We start from the raw sequence: 24,838 nt of genomic DNA, 5'->3' as shown, positions 1-24,838 counted from the left end.
AGAATTTTATTTTTTCTAAAATTTAAAATCAATACTATCTGAAATGTTTTGTGATTTTTCTCATCAGGTCTGCTTTGCATCACGCTTTATTTCAATAAATTCTGATTCATAAGGAGCGATTGTAAAACTGTCTCCATAATTTTATCAAAAAAAGAACGCTCCCGGATTTTCTTTTTATTTGTATCTCTTTTGACTCTGTGCTAATATTCAAATATAACAAATGTTTTTGACCTTTCTGTCTTGGTATCATTTTGAATACCTTTCGAATATTTCGTTTAGCTTTCTATTTCTTCAAAAATTGCAATTCGTATCCCAAATACATCACTTAAACGGCCTGGACTTATTGGCACAAATACTTTCCCTGTTCGAGATTTTCACATCAAATCCAGAGCAACTTATTACTCTTCTGTTATAACTTCATAATTGCAATTTATGAATCTACTCTTTTACTTCCCTTCCAAGACCACAACAGAAAAAGGCGGGATCGTAACTTCTAAGATATCATTCTTTATCGAGAATTTATTAAAAACAACCGGAGTTATCTTGTTTGGATTCTCAAAAGTATTATAATCCTGAACTTTTGAAGAAGACAGTACAGATCCTTTAATATTTTTGATTCCTAGTTCTTTTAAATCAATTTTAATTTTATTTTCTAATTTTAAATCAATATTCACAAGTGAAATATGAGTTAAACCTGCTTTATCTTTTGAAGCTGAAACTGAAACTGCCGGTAATTCTTTTTTATCAAAAACATACTTTGGAGATTCAATTTTTAAAAGAATCAACTGAGCATCCTGATGTACATTATACATTTTCATTACGTGATAAGTGGGAGTAAGTACCATTTTTTCTTTATCAGTCAAAATTACTGCTTGCAAAACGTTTACTATTTGAGCCAAATTTGCTCCTTTTACTCTATCTGCATGATTGTTAAACACATTCAAGGTTAGGCCAGCAATCATAGCGTCTCTCATTGTATTTTGTTGATATAATGGACTTGCCCCTTCATCAGTATCATACCATCCGCCCCACTCGTCAACTACCAAAGCAGTTTTCTTTTCCGGATCGTATTTATCCATGATTGCAGTGTGTTTTTGAACTAACTCTTCCATTTTAACAGCCGCATTCATGGTTTCAAAATACTGGCTTTCATCAAATTTTGTAGATGCTCCTTTCTTTTCCCAATTGCTAACTGAGTACCAATGTAAAGCAACAGCTTCTATTAATCCTTTAGGAATATCCCGCATTAAAACTTCTGTCCAATGATAATCATCGCCATTTGCACCCGAGGCTACCCTAAATAACTTTTTATCACCCTTTCCGTCTGGTAAAAAAGTAGCATACTGCCTGTATAAATTAGCATAAAATTCTGCAGTCATATTTCCGCCACATCCCCACATTTCATTCCCGACTCCCCAAAGAGTGACTTTCCAAGGTTTTTCTCTACCGTTTTTCTTTCTTAATTCGGACATTGGAGAACCTGATTCATAATTTACATACTGAACCCATTCTTCTAATTCACGAGGCGATCCGCTTCCTACATTTCCTGCCAAATAAGGTTCTGCTCCCAGAACTTCACACATATCTAAAAATTCATTAGTTCCAAAACTATTGTCTTCAACAGCTCCTCCCCACCAACGATTCACAATACTTGGTCTGTCTTTTTTAGAGCCTATTCCATCTTTCCAATGATACGTATCAGCAAAACAGCCTCCAGGCCAACGAAGATTAGGTACTTTCAGTTCTTTCAATGCTTTAATTATATCATTACGAACACCTTTCGTATTTGATATATTACTGTCTTCTCCAACAAAAAGTCCACCATAAATACATTTTCCCAAATGTTCTGCAAAATGACCATAAATATTTTTATTAATGATGGTTTTGTTTTCTGTTTTAGCAATTGTTATCTCTGTAACTTTATTTTGCGAAAAAACATTTTGAAAAATAAAAGAAATACAAATCAACAAAAAGAGCTTTTTCATATATGAAATTATTTGTTAGTGTTTATTATTTTATAAAAATTTAAGGAACAAAGCATCATTTATTTTTTTAAAAATCGTAACCTATTTCCTTTTATTTCGGGTAAATTCAGAAATAGCAAAAAAATAAAAAAAAACTTTTTTTTGATCATTTGCTTTTTTGTTTAAAATAAAACTAGGGAGACTACTAAACTCCCTAGTTAACAAGCAAACTAACTTAAAATTTAACCATTCAATTTTAAAAATTGTCATGCTTAATGTATACTTGGAGCCACCTCAATTTCAGCTCCTTTTTACATTAACTCCACAGCAAAGAAGCAGATGCCTCTGTAATTTCAAAGCCCTTACTAATTTCTGGAGTCCATTTAGTGTATTATTGTTTTGAAGCTGTGTCAAAACAATATTTACAAAAAAAGTTAGACTTACCAGAGTGAAAAACTTATTCATACAAATAAAACTTCTATTAAAATGATAGTTCAATGCTCTTTTAACAAATTAAGTTAAAGTCAAATATTAAACACACCACTCCTATTCTGCTTGTCATGCAACAAAAAATTGTATATGCAAATCTCATTAAAACATCGTTATGTCATGGTATTCTTTTGTATCAAGAAACTATCTCATTTGTTGCAATTACGATATTTAAGCTGTGCCGGCTAAAATTACTTGAACTTAATAGTGTAAAAAAAATAGGCTAGGGAGAGAAAATATCCATCATAAAAGAAAACTTCCAAAATCAAAGAGAATTTGAAAATCCATTCAAACACGACATTTTCGACTGTTAATCCCATTTAGATATATATAATAGTCTAATGTGTGTAAAAAAAGTAATTCAGAATATTTTATAATGCTAAATGGTATAATCGGCTCTGGCAAAGATGTGTTAGAAGTTTTAAACACCAATAAACTACCTCAAAGCAGAGCCCCAGAGGTAGTTTATTCTCTTTTTTTTATATTTTTTTTTTGAAAAAAGACTTTTTATGTACCCTTTTAAAAACAACCTTTTTTTTAAATTAAAAATAAATACAAAAAAAACACACTATATAATTGATATATCAATTATATTTGTATCAAACAATTTAAAATGAAAAATAATAATCCAACAGGAACTGTTCTCTATACAATTGAACAAACAATTAAAGAATATAGAAAATTTTCACAAAAAAACATAAGCCAAATAGTAAGTGATATTACCGTTGACCAGTGTTTATTACTAATAATTCTTAACAAAAACTCAACTTATTCTCAAAAAGAAATTGCAGAATTAATTTTTAAAGATAATGCATCAATTACAAGAATTATTGAATTAATGGTACAAAAGAATTATCTAGTAAGAAAAATAAACGAATCAGATAGAAGGAAATTTAGCCTCGAAATCACAAAAAAAGGCAAAAACACAATTGAATTATTATCCCCAATTATACAACAGAACAGAAAAACTGCTCTTGAGGGCTTATCACAAAATGAAATTGATTTACTCGACAAAACACTAAGTAAAATAATCCTAAACTGTAAAAAATAAAATGATAAAAATCCATCAAATACTTAAATCGACCCAAATTTTAATATTTTYCTTTTTGCCATTATTAATTTTTGGACAAAAAGACRTATCGAATAATMTTGCAAAATATATGGAGGCACAAGTTAAAGTTAATAATTTTAGCGGGACAGTCCTAGTGTCGAAAAACGGCACTGTTTTATTAAAAAAAGCATACGGCTTAGCAGATTATGAATGGAATATTAAAAACACWGTAGATACTAAATTTCAATTGGCTTCGGTAACAAAACAATTTACAGCTACAGCCGTTCTTCTATTGGTAGAAAAAGGAAAATTATCACTTAATGATCATCTAAGTAAWTTTTTTCCGGATTACCCAAAAGCCGATAGTGTTACTATTCATATGCTATTATCTCATTCTTCAGGACTTGCTTTAGGTTTTAAAGAAATTGCATTAAGCACTATGAGCAATGATTCTGCCTATTCTCAAATAAAAAAAATGCCTTATGAATTTTCACCGGGAACTAAAACTGCCTATAGCAATATAAGCTATTATTTGTTAGCTAAGATTATAGAAAAAGTTTCAGGTGAGAAATACGCCGTTTTTTTAAGAAAAAATATATTTGAAAAAGCAGGTATGAAAAATACGGGTGTCAGTAATAATGATTCGATAATCTCAAAAAAAGCAAAGGTTTATTGTCGGGCGGAAAAAGGATTTATCCACAATCCCTATATCAATTGGGGAATTAACATAGGTCATGATGGCGTCTATTCCACCGTTGAAGATTTGGCTTTATGGGACAATGCGCTATATGGAACCGCTGTTTTGTCTGCAGAAATGAAGAAACTAATGTTTACATCCTATAGCTCCGAAAATTGGGGATATGGATTTATAATTAATCCATTTTATAATCACGGACATCAGCTAATTGCTCATGACGGAGGTTTTTTTGGCACAATGACTTCTTTTAACCGATTTACAGATGACAAAATTTTTGTGACTGTACTTTCCAATAACGAATCATTTTCATACATCATAGGTTATGGCCTTTCAGCAATTGCATTGCAAAAAGAAGTAGAACTTCCATACAAACATTATCAAACAAAAATAGATACTACCATATATGACAAATATGCAGGCCAATATGGCAAAATTGAAATATTAAAAATTGACGGTAAACTTTACTACAATAGTAAAGAAATGGAACTCCTGCCTGAGTCCAATACAAAATTTTTTAGAGCGGACAATAACGACAGGACTATTGAATTTATTCAGGATAAATCCGGTTTTTTCAATTCTATAATTTTGACTAAAGGAGGAGTGAAAGAAGAAATAAAAAGAAATATCCCTTAAAAACACGAACAATTCACGCATTTAACTTTTTCAATCTAGATTATTCTCTAACTCAACTGGGAAGCCACAATAAAAACAATTGCAAGCAATGCCAAAAACAAACCTGCAATGTTTAGTTTAGTTACTTTTTCCTTGAAAACAAAAACACCAACAAGAGTCCCAATAACAATAACTCCCAAATTCATCCCCGCAAAAACGGTCGAAGGATTTTTGGCGAATGCCTGATGTGCCTTTAAATAAAACAAGATATTCCCAAAATTGAAAATTCCAACCAAACCTCCAAAAATGATACTCTTGAAATCCATTTTAGCCTTTCTGAAAAGTATTTCATAAACATTAAAAAGTATCATTATTACAAATGCTATCGAAAAAAGAACGAATAAAGAGGTGGTAAAAGGCAATGTAGAAGTCACCGCAATTTGCTTAAAAAGCAGATCTATCACTCCAAAACCAAGCAATACAAGGGTTGGGTAAACCCATTTGTTTTCTTTGCTTTCGGTAGGTTTGTCCAAAATAAGAATGATTGCCGGAAATCCGAACAAAAGAGCCGTCAATTTAAGTCCACTGAATTGCTCTCCAAAAAACAGCCAAGCTCCCAAAATGGAGATAATCAGTGACAATCGCTGGGCAACATCGGTTTTTACGATTCCCATGTGTTTTATCGAAGATGCCAGAAAAAGAAATACTACGGGCAACAAAATACCCAAAGGAATAAAGATTTCCCATGGCGAAGAAGTATTTAAAACCGTTAAATCGGGACTGAAAACCAAATAACACAACGCTAGAGCAAATGCATAATTATAAGCCACAATCAGTGTGGCAGGTATTTGATAGCGACGTGAAATTTTGAAAATCACACCAACCGTAACACTGCAAATTACGCTCAGAATAAGAAATAACATAGTTCTATTTTTATTTCTGTAAAAATACTGTTTAAACCTAGAATCTGCATTAATTTTCTGTTCACAACAATCAAAAATACTGGCTGTTCTATTTATTTTTAATCAATTTTATACTATTTTTAATATTATTTAAGTTCTATACAACTAAATTGCACTAAAATAAATCGAATATGGAGAACATAAAAATACTTTGGGTTGATGATGAAATCGATTTGCTCAAACCACATATATTATTTCTGGAGAAAAAAAACTATAGCGTAACCACTTGCAATAATGGCCGCGATGCTATTGATATTTTTGACGAAAACAATTTTGATATAGTTTTTCTTGATGAAAATATGCCTGGAATGAGCGGTTTGGAAACATTATCGGAGATGAAAGAAAAAAAATCTTCAATTCCGATGATAATGATTACCAAAAGCGAAGAGGAATATATTATGGAAGAAGCCATCGGTTCCAAAATCGCCGATTATCTTATCAAACCTGTAAATCCAAATCAAATTTTGTTGAGTTTGAAGAAAAACTTGGACAATTCCAGGCTAATTTCGCAAAAAACAACTTTGGACTACCAAAAAGAATTTCGAAAAATCACCATGGAAATGGCGATGGTCAACTCATATGAAGATTGGGTGGAATTATACAAAAAACTCATTTTTTGGGAATTGGAATTGGAAAATATTGACGACCAGGGAATGATTGAAATTCTGGAATCCCAAAAAGTGGAAGCCAATTCGCAATTTGGAAAATATATAGAACGCAATTATGAAGACTGGTTTGAACCAAAAGCAGACAAACCGATTCAATCCCATAATTTATTCAAAGAATTGGTCGTTCCGGAGATTCTAAAGAAAGACAAACCAGTACTTTTTATTGTAATTGACAATCTGCGCTACGATCAATGGAAAGCTTTTGAAAGTGTTGTGGGTAATTACTATAAACTGGAAAAAGAAGTTCCTTATTTCTCTATACTTCCTACGGCAACACAATATGCCAGAAATGCTATTTTTTCAGGATTGACACCACTTGAAATGGAAAAACAGTTTCCGCAGTATTGGAAAAATGACCCGGAAGAAGGCGGTAAAAACTTGTATGAAGCCGAATTTCTAACCGCTCAAATTAAGCGTTTAAGACTCGATATAAAAGAAGATTATTTTAAAATCACCAATTTGGCTGGAGGAAAAAAACTCGCCGAAAGCTTTAAATCACTAAAAGACAATGACCTTGTAACAGTGGTTTATAATTTTGTCGATATGCTTTCACATGCGAAAACTGAAATGGATGTGGTAAAAGAACTGGCTTCTGACGATAAAGCATACCGCTCGCTAACATTGAGCTGGTTCAAAAACTCGCCGTTATTGGAAATTATTCAGCAAGCTCAAAAATTAGGATTCAAACTAATCCTGACTACCGATCACGGAACTATTAATGTAAAAAACCCGTCAAAAGTAGTTGGTGATAAAAACACCAGTCTGAATTTACGTTACAAAACAGGGCGTAGTTTAACTTACGAACAAAAAGATGTTTATGCAGTAAAAGAGCCAAAACTCATCGGTTTGCCAGCCATAAATATGAGCAGTTCTTATATTTTTGCAAAAAATGATTTGTTTTTGGCTTACGTAAACAACTACAATCATTATGTGAGTTATTACAAAAATACCTATCAGCACGGCGGAATCTCATTGGAAGAAATGATTATTCCTTTTTTGGTTTTCAATCCGAAATAGTAGAAAAAGTGGTCAGTGTTCAGTTTTTTAGTTGTCAGTTATTCTCCTTATGAATAAATTTGTAGACTTATATTAAGTTTCTGAAAACTCATATAAAAAAACCACAACAAGAAACTGAACACTAAATAACCGAACACTGAACACTAAAAAAGAATGACCATTACATTTTCAATAGAACAGCTTCCAGAAGTAGCCCAGCAAATTTTAGAGCAAAACCCAAATAAAGTAATCCTTTTTAATGGAGAAATGGGCGTTGGAAAAACCACTTTAATCAAACAGCTCTGCAAAACATTGGGTGTTCAGGACGCTACCAGCAGTCCCACTTTTTCATTGGTAAATGAATACCAGACTAGCAATAATCAAACCGTTTATCATTTTGATTTTTACAGATTAAACAAGGAAACAGAAGCTTTGGATATGGGTGTTGATGATTATTTGTATTCTGGAAATTGGTGTTTCATCGAATGGTCCGAAAAAATTGCTAATTTGATTCCGAAGGAACATAGTGTAATAAATATAGAATTATTGCCAACTGGTGAGCGTTTATTAGCATTAAACTAGAATAAAATTATGGTATTAGATGCCAATAAAGTCGAAATCATCCCTTTTTCAGCCGAATTAAAGAAACACATTAAAATCTTAAATTTAGAATGGCTTCAAAAGCATTTCAGAGTTGAACCCAAAGATGAAAAAGTATTATCTGATCCTCAAGGCGAAATAATAGACAAAGGCGGAATGATTTTTTATGCCCAATACAACAATAAAATTGTGGGTACAGTTTCATTATTAAAAATAAACGATACTACATTTGAATTAACCAAAATGGCAGTATCTGATGGAAATCAAGGATTAGGCATCGGTAAAAAACTAATGGAGCATTGTTTGAATAAGGCTAAAGACAAAGGAATTCATAAGCTGATTCTGTATTCCAACCGAAAATTATTTCCAGCGATACATTTATATGAAAGTTTTGGCTTCATTGAAATCCCTGTCGAAGAAGGTATTTATGAAAGAGCCGATATTAAAATGGAGAAAGCATTACAATAGCACAAAAAAATTTGGACACAGCGATTAGGTTTCAGAACAGACGCATGAATTACAAAAATGACCGCAGATTCGCTTATTTTTTTAACAGAATTTACTGGTTTTATAAAGCCAAATTTACGCTAATTCCGCTGTAAGCGATTAATTCATTATAAAATTTTAAATTAAAATCTGCAAATCTGCGGTAAATAACTCACTTGTTTACTCTCAATTTGGTACCGCAAAACATCATACTTTGAATCTTTTTTGTAAATTGTACCACTAATTACATGAAATCAATGTCTCTAAGTCCATTCACGAAAGAACAATTACTGCCTCAAGAAGAGAAACTAGAAATAGCTAGACACAAAAGCCAACTTTTTATAGGGATCCCAAAAGAGAACAGCTACCAAGAACGACGCATTTGTCTAACCCCAGATGCCGTGAATACCCTTACCTATCAAGGACATAGAGTAATGATTGAATCTGGAGCTGGCGCAAGTTCCAGTTACAGTGACAAAGAATACAGTGAAGCTGGAGCCGAAATCACCCAAGACACCAAAAAGGTTTTTGGCTGTCCGATGATTTTAAAAGTCGAACCGCCGACAATTGCCGAAATCGAAATGATGCATTCCAAAACGATTATTTTATCGGCAATACAATTAAAAACCAGAAAAAAATCATACTTCGAAGCTTTATCCCGCAAAAAAATTACTGCACTCGCATTTGAATACCTGAAAGACACTGACGGCTCCTACCCTGCCGTAAAATCTTTGAGCGAAATTGCAGGTACCGCTTCTATATTAATTGCCGCCGAATTAATGATTACCAATGAATTTGGAAAAGGACTGTTATTTGGCAACATTACGGGAGTAGCACCTACCGAGGTTGTGATTCTTGGAGCAGGAACTGCCGGCGAATTCGCCGCCAGAACGGCCATTGGGCTTGGAGCCAGCGTAAAAGTTTTTGACAACTCAATTACCAAACTCCGCCGTCTGCAAAACAACTTAAACCAGCGTATTTTTACTTCAACCATTCAGCAAAAAGCATTACTCAAAGCGCTAAGACGCTGTGATGTAGCCATCGGTGCTATGAGAGGAGCAGAACGATGCCCGGTTGTAGTGAGTGAAACCACGGTCGAACACATGAAAAAAGGTGCCGTAATTGTTGACATAAGTATTGACACTGGTGGCTGTTTCGAAACATCAGAAGTTACAACTCACGAAAAACCAACCTTTATTAAATATAATGTTTTGCACTATTGTGTTCCTAATATTCCTTCCCGTTATTCCAAAACAGCATCTCTTTCCATAAGTAATATTATCACTCCTTATTTACTGCAGATTGCCGAAGACGGCGGTATTGAAAGCGCTATACGCTGTAACGCAGGCCTAAAAAACGGTGTTTATCTGTATCATGGCATACTTACCAACAAAGCCATTGGCGATTGGTTTGATTTACCCGATAACGATATCAATTTAATTGTTTTTTAACTAAACTTTCCCATACCTTTGCCGAAAAAATAAATATGAATTTTATACAGCGTTTTGCCTACTATTTAATAGGTTTAATAATGGGAGGATTTATTGTAGCCGCTATATTCAGCGGAAAAGATACCCGTTGCAATTATTTCCCAAATGCAAGGGTTTTGAGTGATTTAAGCACTAAACCTTTTTTCTATTCCGACAAAGCATCCCTTATTTTATCCCAAAAATGGATTGATACCACAGATATCAAAAACACCCTCAAACTTGGAGATGTAGATTTTGATAAAAGTAACGTTCCATATAAAAAAGGAAAACTATACGTTATCGAAGGCAAAACAAGAAAAAACCAGCAAATCATAATAAAAGTAATTAATTACGAAAACAAAGCTGTTCTTGAAGACATCAATAAAAAATAATTCCTAAAACTCTTCCTCACCGAAGAGTTTTAGGAATTATTTTTTTGGAGCAAAAAAACCATAACTCAAATCAATGAATTATGGTTTATATATATTATCGCTTTTTAGCGATTTGACTCTAATTAACGTTGTGCTAAATATGCTAAAACATTTTTCTCAATACGCTCATTAATATTTGAAATATCAGCTTTTACAAACTTTTCTCCAAGAATATTTTCGTATAATTCTATATATCTGTCCGAAACAGTTTCAATATATTCATCTGTCATGTTTGGAATTTGTTGACCTTCTTGACCTTGAAAACCATTCTGAATCAACCAGCGTCTCACGAATTCTTTAGACAATTGTTTTTGCTCTTCGCCTTTGTCTTGTCTCTCTTGATATCCTTCTGAATAAAAATAACGGGAAGAATCTGGAGTATGAATTTCGTCAATCAATACAATTACACCGTCTTTGGTTTTACCAAATTCATATTTAGTATCTACCAAAATCAAACCACGGCTTGCAGCAATTTCAGTCCCTCTTTGAAATAAAGCACGGGTATATTTTTCCAGAACTAAATAATCATCTTCAGTAACAATTCCTTTCGCAAGGATATCTTCTCTGGAAATATCAGCATCATGTTCTCCGTTATCCGCTTTGGTTGTTGGCGTGATAATCGGTTCTGGAAATTTATCGTTTTCCTTCAAGCCTTCTGCCATTGTAACGCCGCAAATTTGTCTTTTGCCTAGAGCATACTCACGTGCCGCATGTCCGGAAACATAGCCTCTAATTACCATTTCTACTTTAAAAGGTTCACATAAATGACCAACAGCAACACTTGGATCTGGAGTTGCGATTAACCAATTTGGCACAATATCTTGGGTTAATTCCATAAATTTTGTGGCAATCTGATTTAGGATTTGCCCTTTGTACGGAATTCCCTTTGGCAAAACGACATCAAATGCCGAAAGCCTATCGGTTGCAATCATCACAAGTAAATCATCATTTATATTATAAACTTCCCTTACTTTTCCGCGATACACTGATTTTTGATTCGGAAAATTAAAATTGGTAGTGGTAATTGTATTGCTCATTAGTAGTGTGTTATTGTTATTTTTATGAATGCAAATTTAAACTAATTAATAGAGAACGCAAGGGGAAAACCAAAAGTTCTATTTGCATGCTAAAAACCTCTTTGGTAATATTTTTTATTATTTCGCTATGCTTTTATTTTCTTTAGCTTAGTACCAATCCCATCTAAATTCAAAGACAAATATCTGGCAACGCCGTCTTCATTATTATTTGAAATCACTTCCAAATGAGACAATTTTTCTTTTAAATTTTCTGGTGCATTTCCCATAATCAATCCGATTCCTGCAGAACTCAGCATTTTCTCATCATTAAAACCATCACCGAATGTAATGGCATCTTCAAAAGAATATCCTTCTTTTTCCAGAATTTTTGCTATCGCTACACTTTTATCTACAGATTTATCCATAAATTCTAAACAAATAGGCAAACTAAAAGCATGATGAAAATCATCGGAATGGCTTTCAAGAATTTTTTCTTTTAAGTCTACTAATTTTTGATGATCTTCATGGGTGAAAAATATTTTTATAGCATTGAAATCTTCCAGCTCATTAAAATTCACTACCTGAGGAGGATATGCTAAATCTTTTTGGAAAGCATTGAGTTTCTTATTCGTTTTGGAAGTTTGCCAAACAGTTTCTCTAAATAAAACAGTTGTAATCTCTGGATCAATATTCAATGCTAAAACGGATTTCACTGATTCCCCATTCATATCAAAAGAGTACAGCAGTTCTCTTTGCGGTGAATGAATTCTTGCTCCATTTGATGTTACTAAATAAACTGGAAAACCCAAATTATTAACGATTGCCATGGCGTCCATGTGATGACGGCCAGTGGCTACAATAATTAAATAATTTTGTTTGTGCAGTTCTTGAAAAACAGATTTGGTATAGGCAGATATTGTGTGGTCTGAGTTGAGTAATGTTCCGTCTAAATCGCTTATTACTACTTTAATTTTTTGTTTCGGCATTTTTAATTCAATTTCATTTTAATCACTGCAAATTTATCGTTTTTCAATAACACTCCCCAAAAAGTCCATTTCATATGTAATGCATTTAACTTAATTATATAGATCTGTTAACTTTAATTAGCAAAACAAACAGCAACTTCCATTATTATATACAAAAAGGAGAAACTCAATTGCGAGCTTCTCCTTCTAATTTTAATTATTTCGTCTTTATAACTTTAATAATCATTGTTTTCAATTTGCTTGTAAGCATCAATTACTTTTTTAACCAATCGATGACGCACTATATCCTTATCATCAAGATAAATAATACCAATACCTTCAACGTCCTTTAAAACCAGTAAAGCTTCTTTGAGCCCTGATATTGTTCTTCGCGGCAAATCGACCTGACCAGGATCTCCGGTTATCATGAACTTAGCATTTTTACCCATACGCGTCAAAAACATTTTCATTTGCGAATGCGTAGTGTTTTGTGCTTCATCCAAAATTACAAAAGCATGATCCAAAGTTCTCCCTCTCATAAAAGCCAAAGGCGCAATTTGGATAATTCCTTTCAGGATATAATCTTCCAGTTTTTCGTTGGGCAACATATCCCGCAATGCATCATATAAAGGCTGCATGTATGGATCCAGTTTTTCTTTCATGTCACCAGGAAGAAAACCAAGATTCTCACCAGCTTCAACAGCCGGTCTAGTAAGGATAATACGCTTGACTTGTTTTTCCTTCAGCGCTTTTACCGCCATGGCAACACCTGTATAGGTTTTTCCAGTTCCGGCAGGACCAACAGCAAAGACCATATCATTTTTCTCCATAGTATCAACCAGCAGCTGCTGATTAGGAGTCATGGCTTTAATGATTTTTCCGCCTACGCCATGAACTAAAATCTTGTCGTGACCAAATACTCGGGTTTCTTCTTGAGAATCGCTTTGAATAACTCGCTCAATTACATTATCATCTATAGTATTGTATCTGGTAAAATGTAACATCAAGCGCTGAAACCGCATTTCAAATTCATCTAAAACATCTTTGTCGCCAAATGCTTTTAGAGTTGTGCCTCTTGCGACAATTTTCAGTTTAGGATAAAATCTCTTAATTGACTCTAAATGAGAGTCGTGTGTGCCCCAGAAATCTTTGGGAGCAATGTCGATGAGCTCGATGATTCTTTCGTTCAAAATAAGAAGTTTTTAAGTTAATTAATTGATATTAAACTAATCAATTTTACGCTGCAATTATTATACCGCAGTTTTTAATTTCTAAATAAAGTAAATAACACTAAAAAACATCTTTTCTAAAATTTGGGTAATTCTAGTTCTAATTATACGTTAGCTTTTAATTTTTTTAACATTTCTTCATTCAACAAATCAGAAGGCTTAATTGATAAAATTTCACAAAGGTTGTTGTTAAGAAGCAACTCAATCTCTGTTCCATTAAATACTTCCATTTTTTCTTTCTTAACTTTAATTTTTTTGTCTAAAATATCTGACTTGGCCATTTTGTTTTCCATTTTTTTTTCTTGGCCAAATGAATTTACAGCACTAAATAAAAGAAATAAAATAAAAATAAACTTTGACATAGATTTTGTTTTAATTCAAATGAAATTGTGTTTAAATAAAGTATAAAATACTTTAGCTTTGCATTTTTCAAATTTAAGAAAAAATTAGTTTCGGTTACTGCAAAACTCAATAGTTATAAACAATTTTATGTCAATAATTACCCTTACCACCGATTACGGCTTGAAAGACCACTTTGTCGGTGCGCTGAAGGGAAAGATATTGTCTGAGTATTCTGATGCTTCAATTGTTGATATTTCGCATTACATCGATCCATTCAACACAGCAGAAGCCAGTTACATCATTTCAGCCTCCTATAACAATTTTCCAAAAGGGACTGTTCATATTATTGGAGTTGATTTAGAATCCAACAAAGAGAATCAGCATATTGTGATGCAATGGAACGATCATTTCTTTATCGCGGCTGATAATGGCATTTTAAGTATGCTTTCGCAAAAGATAATGCCGCAAAAAATAGTCGCCATAACCATTCACGATCGGCTTCATAGTGAAGCTACCGATTTGGATGTTTTTGTTAAAGTCGCTTGCCATATCGCAAAAGGCGGCGTTCTTAATGTTATTGGTAAAGAAATAAATAATCTAAAACAAGTAACCGATTTACAAGTAGTTTTATCAGATGATGGAAATCAATTAAAAGGAAACGTAATATATATAGACCACTTTGGAAATGTGGTAACCAATATTTCAAAAAAACAGTTCTTGGAATCTGTCAAAGGAAGAGATTATGAAATTGTATACCGAAACCAAACCATCAAGACTATTTTACCCTATTATTCAGCAATTGCCAGTTCCGATAAATATCCTGTAAAATATTATGAAGGTCAAAAATTAGCCATTTTCAATGAAGCCGGTTTTCTCGAAATTGCCATTTTCAGAAGTAATCCTCTAACCGTTGGTTCAGCGAGCACTTTATTAGGGCTTAATTATAGAGATGTTGTTTCGATACGGTTCAAAACTTAATGATTTAAAATTTTAAAAAAGAACCAAGAATAGAGAAAATAAAATTTTGAAATTGATATTGTAATTGCCATTGAAATTATCATTGTTTTTGCATTAAATAATAATATAAACATGTTTGTACGAATAGTAAAACTGAGTTTTCACGAGGAAAATATTCCTGCTTTTCTTGAAAACTTTGAATTAATTAAAAATAAAATACGGAATGTTCCCAGAAATCGTTTCCTCGAACTGTATCAGGACAAAAACAACAAAAGCATTTTTTTTACCTACAGTTATTGGGAAACCGAAACTGATTTGGAAAACTATCGCAATTCGGAACTTTTCAATGCTGTCTGGACTTTCACCAAACAATTATTCAATGCAAAACCGGAGGCTTGGAGCGTCGATAAATTAGTAAGTTTGCAATAAATTTTTAAATACAATTAAACGAATTAACAAATAACGAATAAACACAAATGAAATCAATCGTATTTCGCGAAATAAAATCCTTTTTTGGTTCCCCAATCGGGTATTTAGTAATTGCTCTTTTCTTAATTGGAAACGGCTTATTCCTTTGGGTTTTTGAAGGAGATTATAATATTCTAAATACCGGTTTTGCCGATTTAACACCTTTTTTCACTTTAGCACCATGGATCTTGATATTTTTAATTCCAGCCGTAACGATGCGCAGTTTTTCAGACGAAAAAAAACAAGGAACACTTGAATTATTGCTTACCAAACCCATCAGTCTTTGGGAAATTGTAAACGGAAAATTCTTGGGCGCTTTTTTATTAATCATAATGGCTATCATCCCGACTTTTATTTATGTGGAAGTGATCTGGAGTTTAGGTTCGCCTGAAGGAAATCTGGATTTAGGAAGCACTCTTGGTTCTTATTTTGGGTTATTGTTTTTAATCGGAGCTTATTCTTCTATCGGAATTTTTACTTCATCAGTTTCCGAAAATCAAATCGTTTCATTCATTATTGCGGTTTTTTTATGCTTCTTTTTCTATTTTGGATTTCAGGAATTGGCGTCTATATTACCTGGCTTTTCTTCTTTCATATCCTATTTCGGAATGCAGGATCATTACAAAAGCATGAGCCGAGGTGTTATAGATACTCGAGATGTAATCTATTTTATTAGTATTGCCGTTCTATTCCTTTCTTTCACAGTCTTTAATTTAAAATCTATCAAATCGTAATGAAAGCATTCAATATAAAAAACGCCAAATCATTATTGATTACTGTTGTGGCAGTTTTACTCTTGAACATCATAAGCAATTTCTTTTTTCACCGTTTTGATTTAACTCAAGACCATCGCTATACCCTATCCCCTACTACTTTAAAAATCATCAAAGAAGTAAAAGCCCCTTTATCCATAAAAGTGTATCTGCAAGGGGAATTACCTGCTGAATTCAAGCGGTTACAGCTGGAATCCAAACAGCTTTTGGAAGAATTTCAAGCTTATAATTCCAATATTATTATCGAATTTGTAGATCCGCTGGAGAACAAAGACGAAAGCATGGATAAAATTAAGGAATTGTATCGAAAAGGGCTTACGCCAATAAACATTACCGTTGACGATAAAGGAAAACAATCCCAATCAATGGTTTTTCCTTGGGCAATTGCAGTGTACAACAACAAAGAAGTTAACATCCCATTGCTAAAAAACATTATGGGAACTAATACGACTCAAAAAGTAATTGGTTCTGTTCAGCATCTTGAATATTCAATATCTGACGGAATCAATAAAATATCTAAAGGCAAACAAAAGAAAGTTGCTATCATAAAAGGAAACGGAGAACTAGAAGAAAGACACATTGCCAAATTCCTGATGCAAGTGCGCGAAAGTTATTTCATTGGTCCATTTACATTAGATTCGGTTGCCAAAAATCCAGCGGGAACTTTAAAATCATTACAGAATTATGATTTGGCCGTCATTGCCAAGCCAACCGAAGCTTTTACGGATGAAGAGAAACTGGTTCTGGATCAATTCATCATCAACGGTGGGAAAACCCTTTGGCTGATTGATCAGGTCAATGCCGAAATGGACAGTCTTTACAACCCAACTGGGGCAACTTTGGCTTTTCCAAAAGATTTGAACCTAAATGATATGTTCTTCAAATACGGAGTTCGCATCAATCCTGAGTTGGTTAAAGACGAACAAGGAAGCCCTATAAAACTAGCCAGCGGAGAACAAGGAAGCGGTACACAATACCAGGATTTTAATTGGAAATTTGCGCCTCAGGTTTATCCTATCAGCAAACACCCGATTGTTAAAAATCTGGGGGGCATCAAATTTGATTTTGCCAATGCAATGGATACTTTGAAAAACGGAATTACAAAAACGGTTTTATTGCAGTCTTCCCCTTATTCTAAAAAAATAGGAACTCCAGTCCAAATCAGCCTAAATATGGTTGCTGAGCAAACTTCTCCTGCTGAATATCTGAATAAAGGAAACATTCCGATGGCGGTTTTACTGGAAGGTTCTTTTCATTCTATGTTTGAAAACCGTGTTTTGCCATTTGAAGAAAAAACATTTGCTGTCAAAGGAAAAAAGAGCAAAATGATTGTGATTTCGGATGGAGACATCATAAAAAATCAATTGGATAAAACAGGACAGCCTGTCGAGTTAGGATACGACCAAAGATCAGGAAATTTATATGACAATAAAGATTTTATGATGAATTGCGTCAATTACCTTTTGGACGACACCGGACTTATTAACATTAGAAGCAAGGATCTCGATTTGCCTCTATTGGATAAAGAAAAGGTTTATGAAAACTATACTTTCACTCAGTTCCTAACTATCGGGATTCCAATCGTATTTTTAGGGCTATTTGGTCTAGGATTTACATTCCTTAGGAAAAGAAAATACAGCAAATAGATGTTAATAAAAAATTTGCAATACTAGAATAGTTTACAATATATTTGTAAAAGTGTATTCTAAATTTTATTTAAAAAAAGTACACCATTAAAAACAAAACAATACAGATGAAATTTATAGTATCGAGTTCGTACTTATTAAAACAATTACAAGTTTTAGGTAGCGTTATCAACAGTAACAATACTTTGCCAATCTTGGATAACTTCTTATTTGAATTAAATAATAACGAATTAACTGTTTCGGCATCCGATTTGGAGACTACTATGTCTGCCACATTGTCTATCGACTCTACCAGTAAAGGAAGTGTTGCAGTACCTGCAAAATTATTATTGGAAATCCTTAAAACTTTTCCGGAACAGCCCTTAACTTTCACTGTTGAAGAAAACAGCACTATAGAAATCAGTTCAAACTCTGGAAAATATGCTTTGGCGTATGCTCCAGGAGAAGAATTTCCAAAATCTGTAAACTTAGAAGAGCCATCAGTAACACTTGTTCCAGCTGATGTTTTAGCAACTGCTGTCAGCAAAACCATTTTCGCCGCAGGAAACGACGATTTGCGACCGGTAATGTCAGGGGTTTTCTTTCAATTTTCCCCAGAAGGCTTAATTTTTGTGGCAACAGATGCCCATAAATTGGTAAAATATGCCCGCACCGATGTAAAAGCATCGCAAGTGGCAGAGTTTATTATGCCAAAGAAGCCTTTGAACATTTTAAAAAGTATCCTAAGCACCTCCGATGCTGAAGTAAAAATAGAATACAACGATTCGAATGCTACTTTCTCTTTTGACAACTACATTTTATTATGTCGTTTAATAGATGGAAAATACCCAAATTATGAAGCTGTTATCCCAAAAGAGAATCCAAACAAATTAATGATGGATCGTTCTCAATTCTTGAGTTCTGTACGTCGTGTTGCTATTTTCTCAAACAAAACAACACACCAGATTCGTTTGAAAGTTGCCGGAGCCGAATTGAACATTTCTGCCGAAGATATCGATTACTCGAACAAAGCAGAAGAAAGATTGACTTGTGATTACCAAGGAGACGATATGCAGATAGGTTTCAACTCACGTTTCTTGACCGAAATGCTGAACAACCTGCAATCAGACATGATTATGCTGGAAATGTCATTACCTAACAGAGCCGGAATCCTAACTCCAATAGATGGACTGGAAGAAGGCGAAACTGTAACCATGCTCGTGATGCCAGTAATGCTAAACAGCTAGTTACCTCAAAATACTAAACTAACCAAAACCATTTTTATATTTGAAAAGACCGAAACTTCTAACCAGAGTTTTGGTTTTTTTTGTTTTCACCAAAATCAAAAAGGATTTGACTTATGAATTTAAGTCAAATCCTTTTCTTGTTTAATTACAAATCAAATCCAACATAAAACTGCCAAACCCGATTATATGCTTTACTACTATCGTACAAATCTCCCAAACCTAAATGATAACGTACTCCAAAACTTATATTAGAATTTGCTTTAAATCCTGCCCCAAAATTCATTCCCCAATCAAAACTATCCGGGTCATACTCTTGGGAACTACTCAAAAATCCATTATATTCTTCTTTATGCTTAATAGCTAACCCAATTTGGGGACCAGCTTCTAAAAAGAAATTCCTTGAAGGATAAGCTTTAAGCATTACCGGAAAATTGATATAATCCAATTTTTGTTTAAATGTTCCGCCGGCATCTTTTATCTCATATCCTTGTTGTGAATACAATAATTCAGGCTGAATAGAAAAATTTTCACTGATAAAAGATTCACCGTAAACCCCAATATGAAATCCATGGCGCTGATCTGTTTCACCATTCCCATCAAAACTTACTGAGGCCAAATTATATCCCCCTTTTATTCCTCCACTCATTTTATGACCATAATTTTGTGATTGGGATACTGTTATTCCCCCAAAAAATAGAGCTATTGCTAAGTAGGTTGCTTTTTTCATGCTTTTTTGTTTTAATTTTCTAATTTCTATATTCTAAATTTTACTTTCCTCCATTTGCTCTGAGATCGGCGATACATTGGGCATCTAATTTTGGTACTGTTCCGCCTGAGACCATATTACCAATACTGCTTCCGGACTCTGAATCCCAATACATCAAACAGCTTTGCACATTGCAATGTTTTGAATGGGCAGTATCTTCATGATTAGTTTGCATTTTTGCCCCCAAATTAACCAACCCAAATAAGTGTCCAAATTCATGCTCAATGACTGTCGTTTCTAGTAAACTTCTACTTGGTTGAAATGGGCTGCTACTTAATCCCTGAATAGTTTTTTCAAAAATCACAAAAGAAGTATTTCTGTAAGCCGTTCCCAAAATATAGGAAGTGCTTGTATTACTGGACGAAGTTCCATCGACAAAAAAAGCCCAAACAGCAATTTGATTTGAAGAATTATATTCCGTTCTGTTGGCATCTTCTATCGCAACAATTTCCTGATTGGTAAACGTCGCTTTTCCTGGTGAGGCAATAGGTTTTTTTACAACATTTATTCCAAGAGGTTTATTCACTCGTTCACTCAAAAAAGCAACAAAATTATTGATTGCTGTAGCTGACGGTTCATATCCTTGAACATAAGCCACTTCAATAACCATACTTTTGAAAGTATCATCGGCCAGTAAATCATGGGATGAGGCCCCTAATGTTTTTTGATTATTGGCAACCGGATTCCCATCTACATTCATTCCGCCTTCATCATCTTCTTTGGAACAAGAAATGACTAAGACAAAAAACAGTATCAAAGCAATAATTTTTCCTTTCATCTTTTCATTATTAATTAAAAACAGCAGTCTCCAAAATCAATAATAATTGCTAAAAAAACTTCAAATCAATATTGGTTAAACGTATCTAAGAGGTGTTGGGATATAAATTACAACACTTACTATTTCTAATAAACTCAAATTAGATATTAAAATTGTGGCAGGAAATCTGATTTTTGACAATACAAATGCTAATAAAAGAACAAAACACCAATTTGTTTTCTATTTAAAATACTGAATTTTAATATTTTAAATACAGTTTTTAAAGAGTGATTTCTACCGATGATAAAAATTCAAAATAAATTATTTTTTTAAATAACCCCCATCTTTTTCATCAGGAAAGTAGCACTTTTGTTTTTACAAATACCATCGCGAAGTCGATAGTCAAAATGCAGTTCATTGTTGCTTATTTCGACTTCGAAGCATTTGTTGGTGAGAATATCTGGAAACTCATTGGTGGTCAAACAAACCTCTATATCGTGTGTAGCAATAGCTCCGATGGCTTTTTTGGCAATTACTTTTTTGACCACTTCAATAGTTCCGTTTCGTTTATCATCGGAATTGGTACCTCTCAGGATTTCATCCAAAAGAACAAATGCAGGATTCGCTTCCAATTCGTCCATGATTTGTTTCAAACGCTTAATTTCGGCAAAAAAATACGATTCACTGTCGGATAACGAATCAGAAAGACGCATAGAGACTAAAACAGGTAAAGGATGCACATTCGCACTGCTAGCACAAACAGGCGAACCTATTCCGGAAAGCACCATACTAATTCCTAAACTACGCAAAAAAGTACTTTTCCCGGACATATTTGAACCTGTCAAAATCATAAAAGATTGCGGCTGAAACTGCACCTCGTTTCCTACTCTAGTCACTGGATTTAATAAAGGATGGCTTAGATTAGAAAAAGAAAATTCATAATTAGAATTCAATTCAGGACACACAAAATCTGGGTTATTATAACCAAAATTTGCTAAACTATTGAGCATTTCAAACTCACCTATAACTTCTAGCCATTCTTCCAAAACCTCAGAATGTTCTTTTTTCCAAGCAATCATCGATTTTAAAACGTGAAGATTAAAAAGAAATGTTCCGTTAAATAATAAAGCAGTAACAAAATTCCCAATAGTTTCCATATTAGAAAACAACTCAGCTAATTTTTGAAGATGCGCGCTGGCCTTTTGGTTTTTAAAGTTTAATTTTTGCTGCAAATCTTTCAGTTTCTCCGACTTAAAATTTTCATTTTCAATTTTTTGAACTAATAAGCTGTATTGACTAATTATTGTATTAATATTTTCGGATTGTGCAATTTCCATTTGAATTCGCTTTGTAAAATTCCCCAAAACACCTAAATTAATTACAAACAAAAAAGATGAATACGACAAGAAAACCATGTTTGAAGTCACCAAATAAGCTATAAGGCAACTTGCAAAAAACGCTGGAAATAAATACGAAATTACCACAGCTCCTTTAGATAACGGTTTACTATTATATACTCTCCACTTCAACAAGGTTTTATAAAACATTTCACTGTCGTGTCCAACTTTAGCGACAGCCAAAAACTCCTGACGCCAATTTAACTTTTCTTTTAATTCCTGTACTGCTTGATGATTTTTGAGTATTTCATCATTTGGCAAAAGAGTCAATAATTGCTTTGCCAAAGTTTTTTTTCCAATAAAAGTGGCTGTTCTGTTCAGATTTTGAAATAATGAATGTTCTCCAAAAATATCCAAATCATAAGCATACGGATGATGAGAATCATTGAATTCGGCACCGTTTTCAAAAGGGATTAATTTTCGTTCCAAATAGGTGATTTCATTTTCATTGATTTCGACCAGAGCAGTTTTTATTTTTTTCTGAAATGATAATTTAGAATGAATTCTTATCAAAATAACAAAACCAGCAAACAATACAATTGCCATTATGACAAACACTGATTCGCTGGTTTTTATGTAATAAAATATGCTCCCTAAAAAAATTAAAATACTAATAAACCTTAGAACGCTAATAGTATTGTATTTGTTATTGATTGTTTTTAACTCCTGAGAATAGCTTTGACTATTGCTTTTATATATTTCCATCTTTTGATTTAATGATATACAAATGTAGGAAATCAGAATTTCAATATCAATGGCAATATCAATTACAATGACAATTGAAAAATCTTAAATCTTTTTTTGCTTTCTGCAATCTATTCCTCATCCTCATGCATCGCCAATACTGGAACAATTGAAATATTGGACATTTTTTGAGTGAGGCTTGGATTAAACAGCTCAGAGAAGAAATTTCTTTTGTGGGTTATCATTGCCAAAATATCGATGTTTTTATGGGATACAAAATCCAAAATAGTTTCTTTAACCAAATCACTATTCGTAATTATAAAGTCAACGGCTTCGTTCCCGAACTCATTTTTCCATTGATTTATTGTTTCCTCGGTAACATCTGATTTACTCGTTTTTACATACAGACACTTAACTTTTGCATGGGCTTTTTTGGCAATTTTAAGAACTTGTCTCAAAGCCGATTTGTCTTTGTCTCTAAAACGTGTTGTAAAACCAATTGTTTTGATTTTAGTGAATTCGGATTCAACAGGAACGCTAAGTACCGGGACGTTTACCGCTGTTACTACCGACCCCGTATTAGAGCCTATAAAAAAGGATTCCCATCCTGTGGCTCCTGAAGTTCCCATGATAACAAAATCAATATTTTCTTTTTCTATGGCTCTTTTAATACTGTAAATTAAATCGCCTTCCATGATTTTATGATTGAGTTTAATGTTCTCCAAATGCTGTTTTTGAGCCAATTCACGAAGCTTTGGAATTTCACCTTTAAACATATCGTACTGTGCTACCTGCAAAGAATCTAAAATGTTATAATAGTTATCTGGAATAAATTGATTGTCAATAATGGGCAATTCGAAAGTATGCAATAACAGCAGTTCTCCATTGACAATCTTTGCAAATTCTAAAGCGTGAATAAAAGCATTATTGGCGACTTCAGAAAAATCGGTTGGAAATAAAATCTTTTTCATTGTATATGAATTAAAAGTTTAATTAATACGAAATTGTTCTGCCACATATTTTCTTACTTCATTAATTAGTTTTGCATAGAACTAATTTTGTTATTCAGCGAACACGTGAAGGATTACTTCACTTTTTAATTTATTATCATAGGAATTCAGTAAATTCCATTTGAAACTGGCTTCCAAAGTAGCCCGAATAGCCCGACCGCGTTGAGGAAAGCAGCTGTATAAACGGTACTCTAAATAAGCCTCTTTTTTTAACGGGGCGCACCCAAATTGTAAAGACCATCCATCATATAACTACTTAATGGATAAAAATGGTATATTGATATTAACAGCCAGTTTTTTGGAAAGGCTCACCTGAAACATTTTTTCAAAAAAACCCTTGTGCTTTATATGAACAGCAATCATATTTATGTTTTTTTGCTGTATGAAATCTAAAATTGCTCCTTCGGTATCATCGCTTAAAACGGAATGAAAAGCAATATTGGAATCATTGAAAACATTTTTAAAATCGGCTGCAAAATCATCATTATGCACCTTATGAGGCGGTTTTATATTCAAGCAGTCGATGTGAGCGTTTAATACTTTAGCTAAATTTTGTGTTTTTTCCAAGGCTTCAATATCCTCAAAATGGTACTTTGTTGTAAACAATATCCTGTTGATAGTCTTGTATTCACAATTTTCGGGAATACCCAAAACGGTGATTTTGGATTCATCCATTATTTTTGTCAGTGTAGTTCCCAAAAATATTTGTCTTAAATGGGTTGCTCCTTTAGTCCCCATAACAATAAAATCAATCTTCTCTTTTTTGGAAATCTGGAGAACTTCGGCAACCAAATTGCCCTGCATAAGAACGTTACTAATTGGAATATGCCCTAAATCATTGGCTTGGGCTATGTTTCGCAACAGAGGTACTGCATCTTTGTAATTTTCGAATTCGCCCAATTCTTCATACTCATAAATTTCCTGTAAATAAATAGAAACATCTAAATATGCGGGTGAATCTGGTTCGTAAACATGGAGAGTTATAATCTCGCCATTTACCGCATCGGCTAGTTTTAATGCATAAATAAAAGCGTTTTTTGAAACGTCTGAAAAATCAGTTGGAAACAGTATTTTTTTCATAATCATCTATTTAAGCAGTAATTAATAATAAATATAAAGTTACAAAACTTAATAGAAAAAAAAGCATGATAATTGTCATTTACAGCTTTTTAGCAGA

The 24,838-nt window shown here is 33.3% G+C and carries 23 protein-coding genes; 12 read left to right on the top strand and 11 right to left on the bottom strand.

Annotated features, from left to right (window positions below):
• Positions 1-446: 446 nt before the first annotated feature.
• The gene (locus AC1DVP_RS14765) at positions 447-1,985 is read right to left on the bottom strand and encodes an alpha-N-arabinofuranosidase (RefSeq protein WP_477184251.1); all 1,539 of its coding nucleotides are present in this window, start codon (positions 1,983-1,985) and stop codon (positions 447-449) included.
• A gap of 1,081 nt (positions 1,986-3,066) precedes the next feature.
• Between AC1DVP_RS14765 and AC1DVP_RS14760 the strand changes: the two genes are divergently transcribed.
• Complete coding sequence (locus AC1DVP_RS14760) at positions 3,067-3,504, top strand: MarR family winged helix-turn-helix transcriptional regulator (RefSeq protein ID WP_477184250.1); 438 nt, start codon at positions 3,067-3,069, stop codon at positions 3,502-3,504.
• A 109-nt stretch (positions 3,505-3,613) separates the two neighbouring features.
• Positions 3,614-4,834, top strand: a complete 1,221-nt coding sequence (locus AC1DVP_RS14755) for a serine hydrolase (protein WP_477184249.1) — start codon at positions 3,614-3,616, stop codon at positions 4,832-4,834.
• Positions 4,835-4,881: 47 nt separating this feature from the next.
• On the opposite strand, the gene AC1DVP_RS14750 is transcribed toward AC1DVP_RS14755, so the two are convergent.
• On the bottom strand, positions 4,882-5,736 hold the full coding sequence (locus AC1DVP_RS14750; protein WP_477184248.1) for an EamA family transporter: 855 nt from the start codon (positions 5,734-5,736) through the stop codon (positions 4,882-4,884).
• A gap of 170 nt (positions 5,737-5,906) precedes the next feature.
• Between AC1DVP_RS14750 and porX the strand changes: the two genes are divergently transcribed.
• From porX to AC1DVP_RS14725, 5 genes are all read left to right on the top strand, one after another.
• Positions 5,907-7,460 carry a T9SS response regulator signal transducer PorX gene (gene porX, locus AC1DVP_RS14745; protein ID WP_477184247.1) on the top strand — a complete coding sequence of 518 codons (1,554 nt, stop codon included), beginning with the start codon at positions 5,907-5,909 and terminating at the stop codon, positions 7,458-7,460.
• A gap of 153 nt (positions 7,461-7,613) precedes the next feature.
• Positions 7,614-8,021, top strand: a complete 408-nt coding sequence (gene tsaE / locus AC1DVP_RS14740; RefSeq protein ID WP_477184246.1) for a tRNA (adenosine(37)-N6)-threonylcarbamoyltransferase complex ATPase subunit type 1 TsaE — start codon at positions 7,614-7,616, stop codon at positions 8,019-8,021.
• Positions 8,022-8,030: 9 nt separating this feature from the next.
• On the top strand, positions 8,031-8,507 hold the full coding sequence (locus AC1DVP_RS14735; RefSeq protein WP_477184245.1) for a GNAT family N-acetyltransferase: 477 nt from the start codon (positions 8,031-8,033) through the stop codon (positions 8,505-8,507).
• Between the two features lie 275 nt (positions 8,508-8,782).
• The gene (locus AC1DVP_RS14730) at positions 8,783-9,976 is read left to right on the top strand and encodes an alanine dehydrogenase (RefSeq protein ID WP_477184281.1); all 1,194 of its coding nucleotides are present in this window, start codon (positions 8,783-8,785) and stop codon (positions 9,974-9,976) included.
• 35 nt (positions 9,977-10,011) lie between these two features.
• Positions 10,012-10,386 carry a DUF4258 domain-containing protein gene (locus tag AC1DVP_RS14725; RefSeq protein ID WP_477184244.1) on the top strand — a complete coding sequence of 125 codons (375 nt, stop codon included), beginning with the start codon at positions 10,012-10,014 and terminating at the stop codon, positions 10,384-10,386.
• A gap of 122 nt (positions 10,387-10,508) precedes the next feature.
• Here the strand turns inward: AC1DVP_RS14725 and AC1DVP_RS14720 are convergent, their stop codons facing one another.
• From AC1DVP_RS14720 to AC1DVP_RS14705, 4 genes are all read right to left on the bottom strand, one after another.
• The gene (locus tag AC1DVP_RS14720; RefSeq protein WP_477184243.1) at positions 10,509-11,462 is read right to left on the bottom strand and encodes a phosphoribosylaminoimidazolesuccinocarboxamide synthase; all 954 of its coding nucleotides are present in this window, start codon (positions 11,460-11,462) and stop codon (positions 10,509-10,511) included.
• A 125-nt stretch (positions 11,463-11,587) separates the two neighbouring features.
• Positions 11,588-12,427 carry a Cof-type HAD-IIB family hydrolase gene (locus tag AC1DVP_RS14715; protein WP_477184242.1) on the bottom strand — a complete coding sequence of 280 codons (840 nt, stop codon included), beginning with the start codon at positions 12,425-12,427 and terminating at the stop codon, positions 11,588-11,590.
• A 215-nt stretch (positions 12,428-12,642) separates the two neighbouring features.
• On the bottom strand, positions 12,643-13,596 hold the full coding sequence (locus AC1DVP_RS14710) for a PhoH family protein (RefSeq protein ID WP_477184241.1): 954 nt from the start codon (positions 13,594-13,596) through the stop codon (positions 12,643-12,645).
• A 143-nt stretch (positions 13,597-13,739) separates the two neighbouring features.
• Positions 13,740-13,997 carry a hypothetical protein gene (locus AC1DVP_RS14705; RefSeq protein ID WP_477184240.1) on the bottom strand — a complete coding sequence of 86 codons (258 nt, stop codon included), beginning with the start codon at positions 13,995-13,997 and terminating at the stop codon, positions 13,740-13,742.
• 127 nt (positions 13,998-14,124) lie between these two features.
• Here AC1DVP_RS14705 and AC1DVP_RS14700 point away from each other — a divergent pair, with 127 nt between their 5' ends.
• The 5 genes from AC1DVP_RS14700 (at position 14,125) to dnaN (ending at position 19,047) form a co-directional block, all read left to right on the top strand.
• Positions 14,125-14,955 (top strand): SAM hydrolase/SAM-dependent halogenase family protein, encoded by an 831-nt coding sequence (locus tag AC1DVP_RS14700; RefSeq protein ID WP_477184239.1) that lies wholly within the window; start codon positions 14,125-14,127, stop codon positions 14,953-14,955.
• 111 nt (positions 14,956-15,066) lie between these two features.
• Complete coding sequence (locus tag AC1DVP_RS14695; RefSeq protein WP_477184238.1) at positions 15,067-15,363, top strand: putative quinol monooxygenase; 297 nt, start codon at positions 15,067-15,069, stop codon at positions 15,361-15,363.
• 47 nt (positions 15,364-15,410) lie between these two features.
• Positions 15,411-16,136 (top strand): gliding motility-associated ABC transporter permease subunit GldF, encoded by a 726-nt coding sequence (gene gldF, locus AC1DVP_RS14690; protein ID WP_477184237.1) that lies wholly within the window; start codon positions 15,411-15,413, stop codon positions 16,134-16,136.
• Positions 16,136-17,821: a gliding motility-associated ABC transporter substrate-binding protein GldG gene (gene gldG, locus AC1DVP_RS14685; RefSeq protein ID WP_477184236.1), complete on the top strand. Its 1,686-nt coding sequence runs from the start codon at positions 16,136-16,138 to the stop codon at positions 17,819-17,821. The genes gldF and gldG overlap by 1 nt, the downstream gene beginning before the upstream one ends.
• 107 nt (positions 17,822-17,928) lie before the next feature.
• Positions 17,929-19,047: a DNA polymerase III subunit beta gene (gene dnaN, locus AC1DVP_RS14680; protein ID WP_477184235.1), complete on the top strand. Its 1,119-nt coding sequence runs from the start codon at positions 17,929-17,931 to the stop codon at positions 19,045-19,047.
• Between the two features lie 145 nt (positions 19,048-19,192).
• Here dnaN and AC1DVP_RS14675 read toward each other — a convergent pair whose 3' ends face one another.
• The 5 genes from AC1DVP_RS14675 to AC1DVP_RS14655 all read right to left on the bottom strand — a co-directional run bounded on the left by AC1DVP_RS14675 (position 19,193) and on the right by AC1DVP_RS14655 (position 24,741).
• Positions 19,193-19,774, bottom strand: coding sequence for a porin family protein (locus AC1DVP_RS14675; protein ID WP_477184234.1), 582 nt, complete (start codon positions 19,772-19,774; stop codon positions 19,193-19,195).
• A gap of 40 nt (positions 19,775-19,814) precedes the next feature.
• Positions 19,815-20,591 (bottom strand): membrane metalloprotease, encoded by a 777-nt coding sequence (locus AC1DVP_RS14670; protein WP_477184233.1) that lies wholly within the window; start codon positions 20,589-20,591, stop codon positions 19,815-19,817.
• Positions 20,592-20,899: 308 nt separating this feature from the next.
• Complete coding sequence (locus tag AC1DVP_RS14665) at positions 20,900-22,672, bottom strand: MutS-related protein (RefSeq protein WP_477184232.1); 1,773 nt, start codon at positions 22,670-22,672, stop codon at positions 20,900-20,902.
• Between the two features lie 110 nt (positions 22,673-22,782).
• A complete protein-coding gene (locus AC1DVP_RS14660) occupies positions 22,783-23,622 on the bottom strand; it encodes a universal stress protein (protein WP_477184231.1) in 840 nt (279 codons plus the stop codon).
• 291 nt (positions 23,623-23,913) lie between these two features.
• Positions 23,914-24,741 carry a universal stress protein gene (locus AC1DVP_RS14655; protein ID WP_477184230.1) on the bottom strand — a complete coding sequence of 276 codons (828 nt, stop codon included), beginning with the start codon at positions 24,739-24,741 and terminating at the stop codon, positions 23,914-23,916.
• Positions 24,742-24,838 lie beyond the last annotated feature (97 nt).

It is taken from the genome of Flavobacterium sp. P3_A6 (genome assembly GCF_056403035.1).
This window is presented reverse-complemented; position numbering and strand designations above follow the sequence as displayed.

Bases quoted from the DNA above. Each gene is read 5' to 3' on its own strand.
- AC1DVP_RS14675 (WP_477184234.1), bottom strand. From the start codon at position 19,774: ATGAAAAAAGCAACCTACTTAGCAATAGCTCTATTTTTTGGGGGAATA.
- AC1DVP_RS14765 (WP_477184251.1), bottom strand. From the start codon at position 1,985: ATGAAAAAGCTCTTTTTGTTGATTTGTATTTCTTTTATTTTTCAAAAT.
- porX (WP_477184247.1), top strand. From the start codon at position 5,907: ATGGAGAACATAAAAATACTTTGGGTTGATGATGAAATCGATTTGCTC.
- AC1DVP_RS14750 (WP_477184248.1), bottom strand. From the start codon at position 5,736: ATGTTATTTCTTATTCTGAGCGTAATTTGCAGTGTTACGGTTGGTGTG.
- AC1DVP_RS14670 (WP_477184233.1), bottom strand. From the start codon at position 20,591: ATGAAAGGAAAAATTATTGCTTTGATACTGTTTTTTGTCTTAGTCATT.
- gldG (WP_477184236.1), top strand. From the start codon at position 16,136: ATGAAAGCATTCAATATAAAAAACGCCAAATCATTATTGATTACTGTT.
- AC1DVP_RS14720 (WP_477184243.1), bottom strand. From the start codon at position 11,462: ATGAGCAATACAATTACCACTACCAATTTTAATTTTCCGAATCAAAAA.
- AC1DVP_RS14730 (WP_477184281.1), top strand. From the start codon at position 8,783: ATGTCTCTAAGTCCATTCACGAAAGAACAATTACTGCCTCAAGAAGAG.
- dnaN (WP_477184235.1), top strand. From the start codon at position 17,929: ATGAAATTTATAGTATCGAGTTCGTACTTATTAAAACAATTACAAGTT.
- AC1DVP_RS14665 (WP_477184232.1), bottom strand. From the start codon at position 22,672: ATGGAAATATATAAAAGCAATAGTCAAAGCTATTCTCAGGAGTTAAAA.
- tsaE (WP_477184246.1), top strand. From the start codon at position 7,614: ATGACCATTACATTTTCAATAGAACAGCTTCCAGAAGTAGCCCAGCAA.
- AC1DVP_RS14700 (WP_477184239.1), top strand. From the start codon at position 14,125: ATGTCAATAATTACCCTTACCACCGATTACGGCTTGAAAGACCACTTT.
- AC1DVP_RS14725 (WP_477184244.1), top strand. From the start codon at position 10,012: ATGAATTTTATACAGCGTTTTGCCTACTATTTAATAGGTTTAATAATG.
- AC1DVP_RS14655 (WP_477184230.1), bottom strand. From the start codon at position 24,741: ATGAAAAAAATACTGTTTCCAACTGATTTTTCAGACGTTTCAAAAAAC.
- AC1DVP_RS14660 (WP_477184231.1), bottom strand. From the start codon at position 23,622: ATGAAAAAGATTTTATTTCCAACCGATTTTTCTGAAGTCGCCAATAAT.
- AC1DVP_RS14695 (WP_477184238.1), top strand. From the start codon at position 15,067: ATGTTTGTACGAATAGTAAAACTGAGTTTTCACGAGGAAAATATTCCT.
- AC1DVP_RS14715 (WP_477184242.1), bottom strand. From the start codon at position 12,427: ATGCCGAAACAAAAAATTAAAGTAGTAATAAGCGATTTAGACGGAACA.
- gldF (WP_477184237.1), top strand. From the start codon at position 15,411: ATGAAATCAATCGTATTTCGCGAAATAAAATCCTTTTTTGGTTCCCCA.
- AC1DVP_RS14760 (WP_477184250.1), top strand. From the start codon at position 3,067: ATGAAAAATAATAATCCAACAGGAACTGTTCTCTATACAATTGAACAA.
- AC1DVP_RS14735 (WP_477184245.1), top strand. From the start codon at position 8,031: ATGGTATTAGATGCCAATAAAGTCGAAATCATCCCTTTTTCAGCCGAA.
- AC1DVP_RS14705 (WP_477184240.1), bottom strand. From the start codon at position 13,997: ATGTCAAAGTTTATTTTTATTTTATTTCTTTTATTTAGTGCTGTAAAT.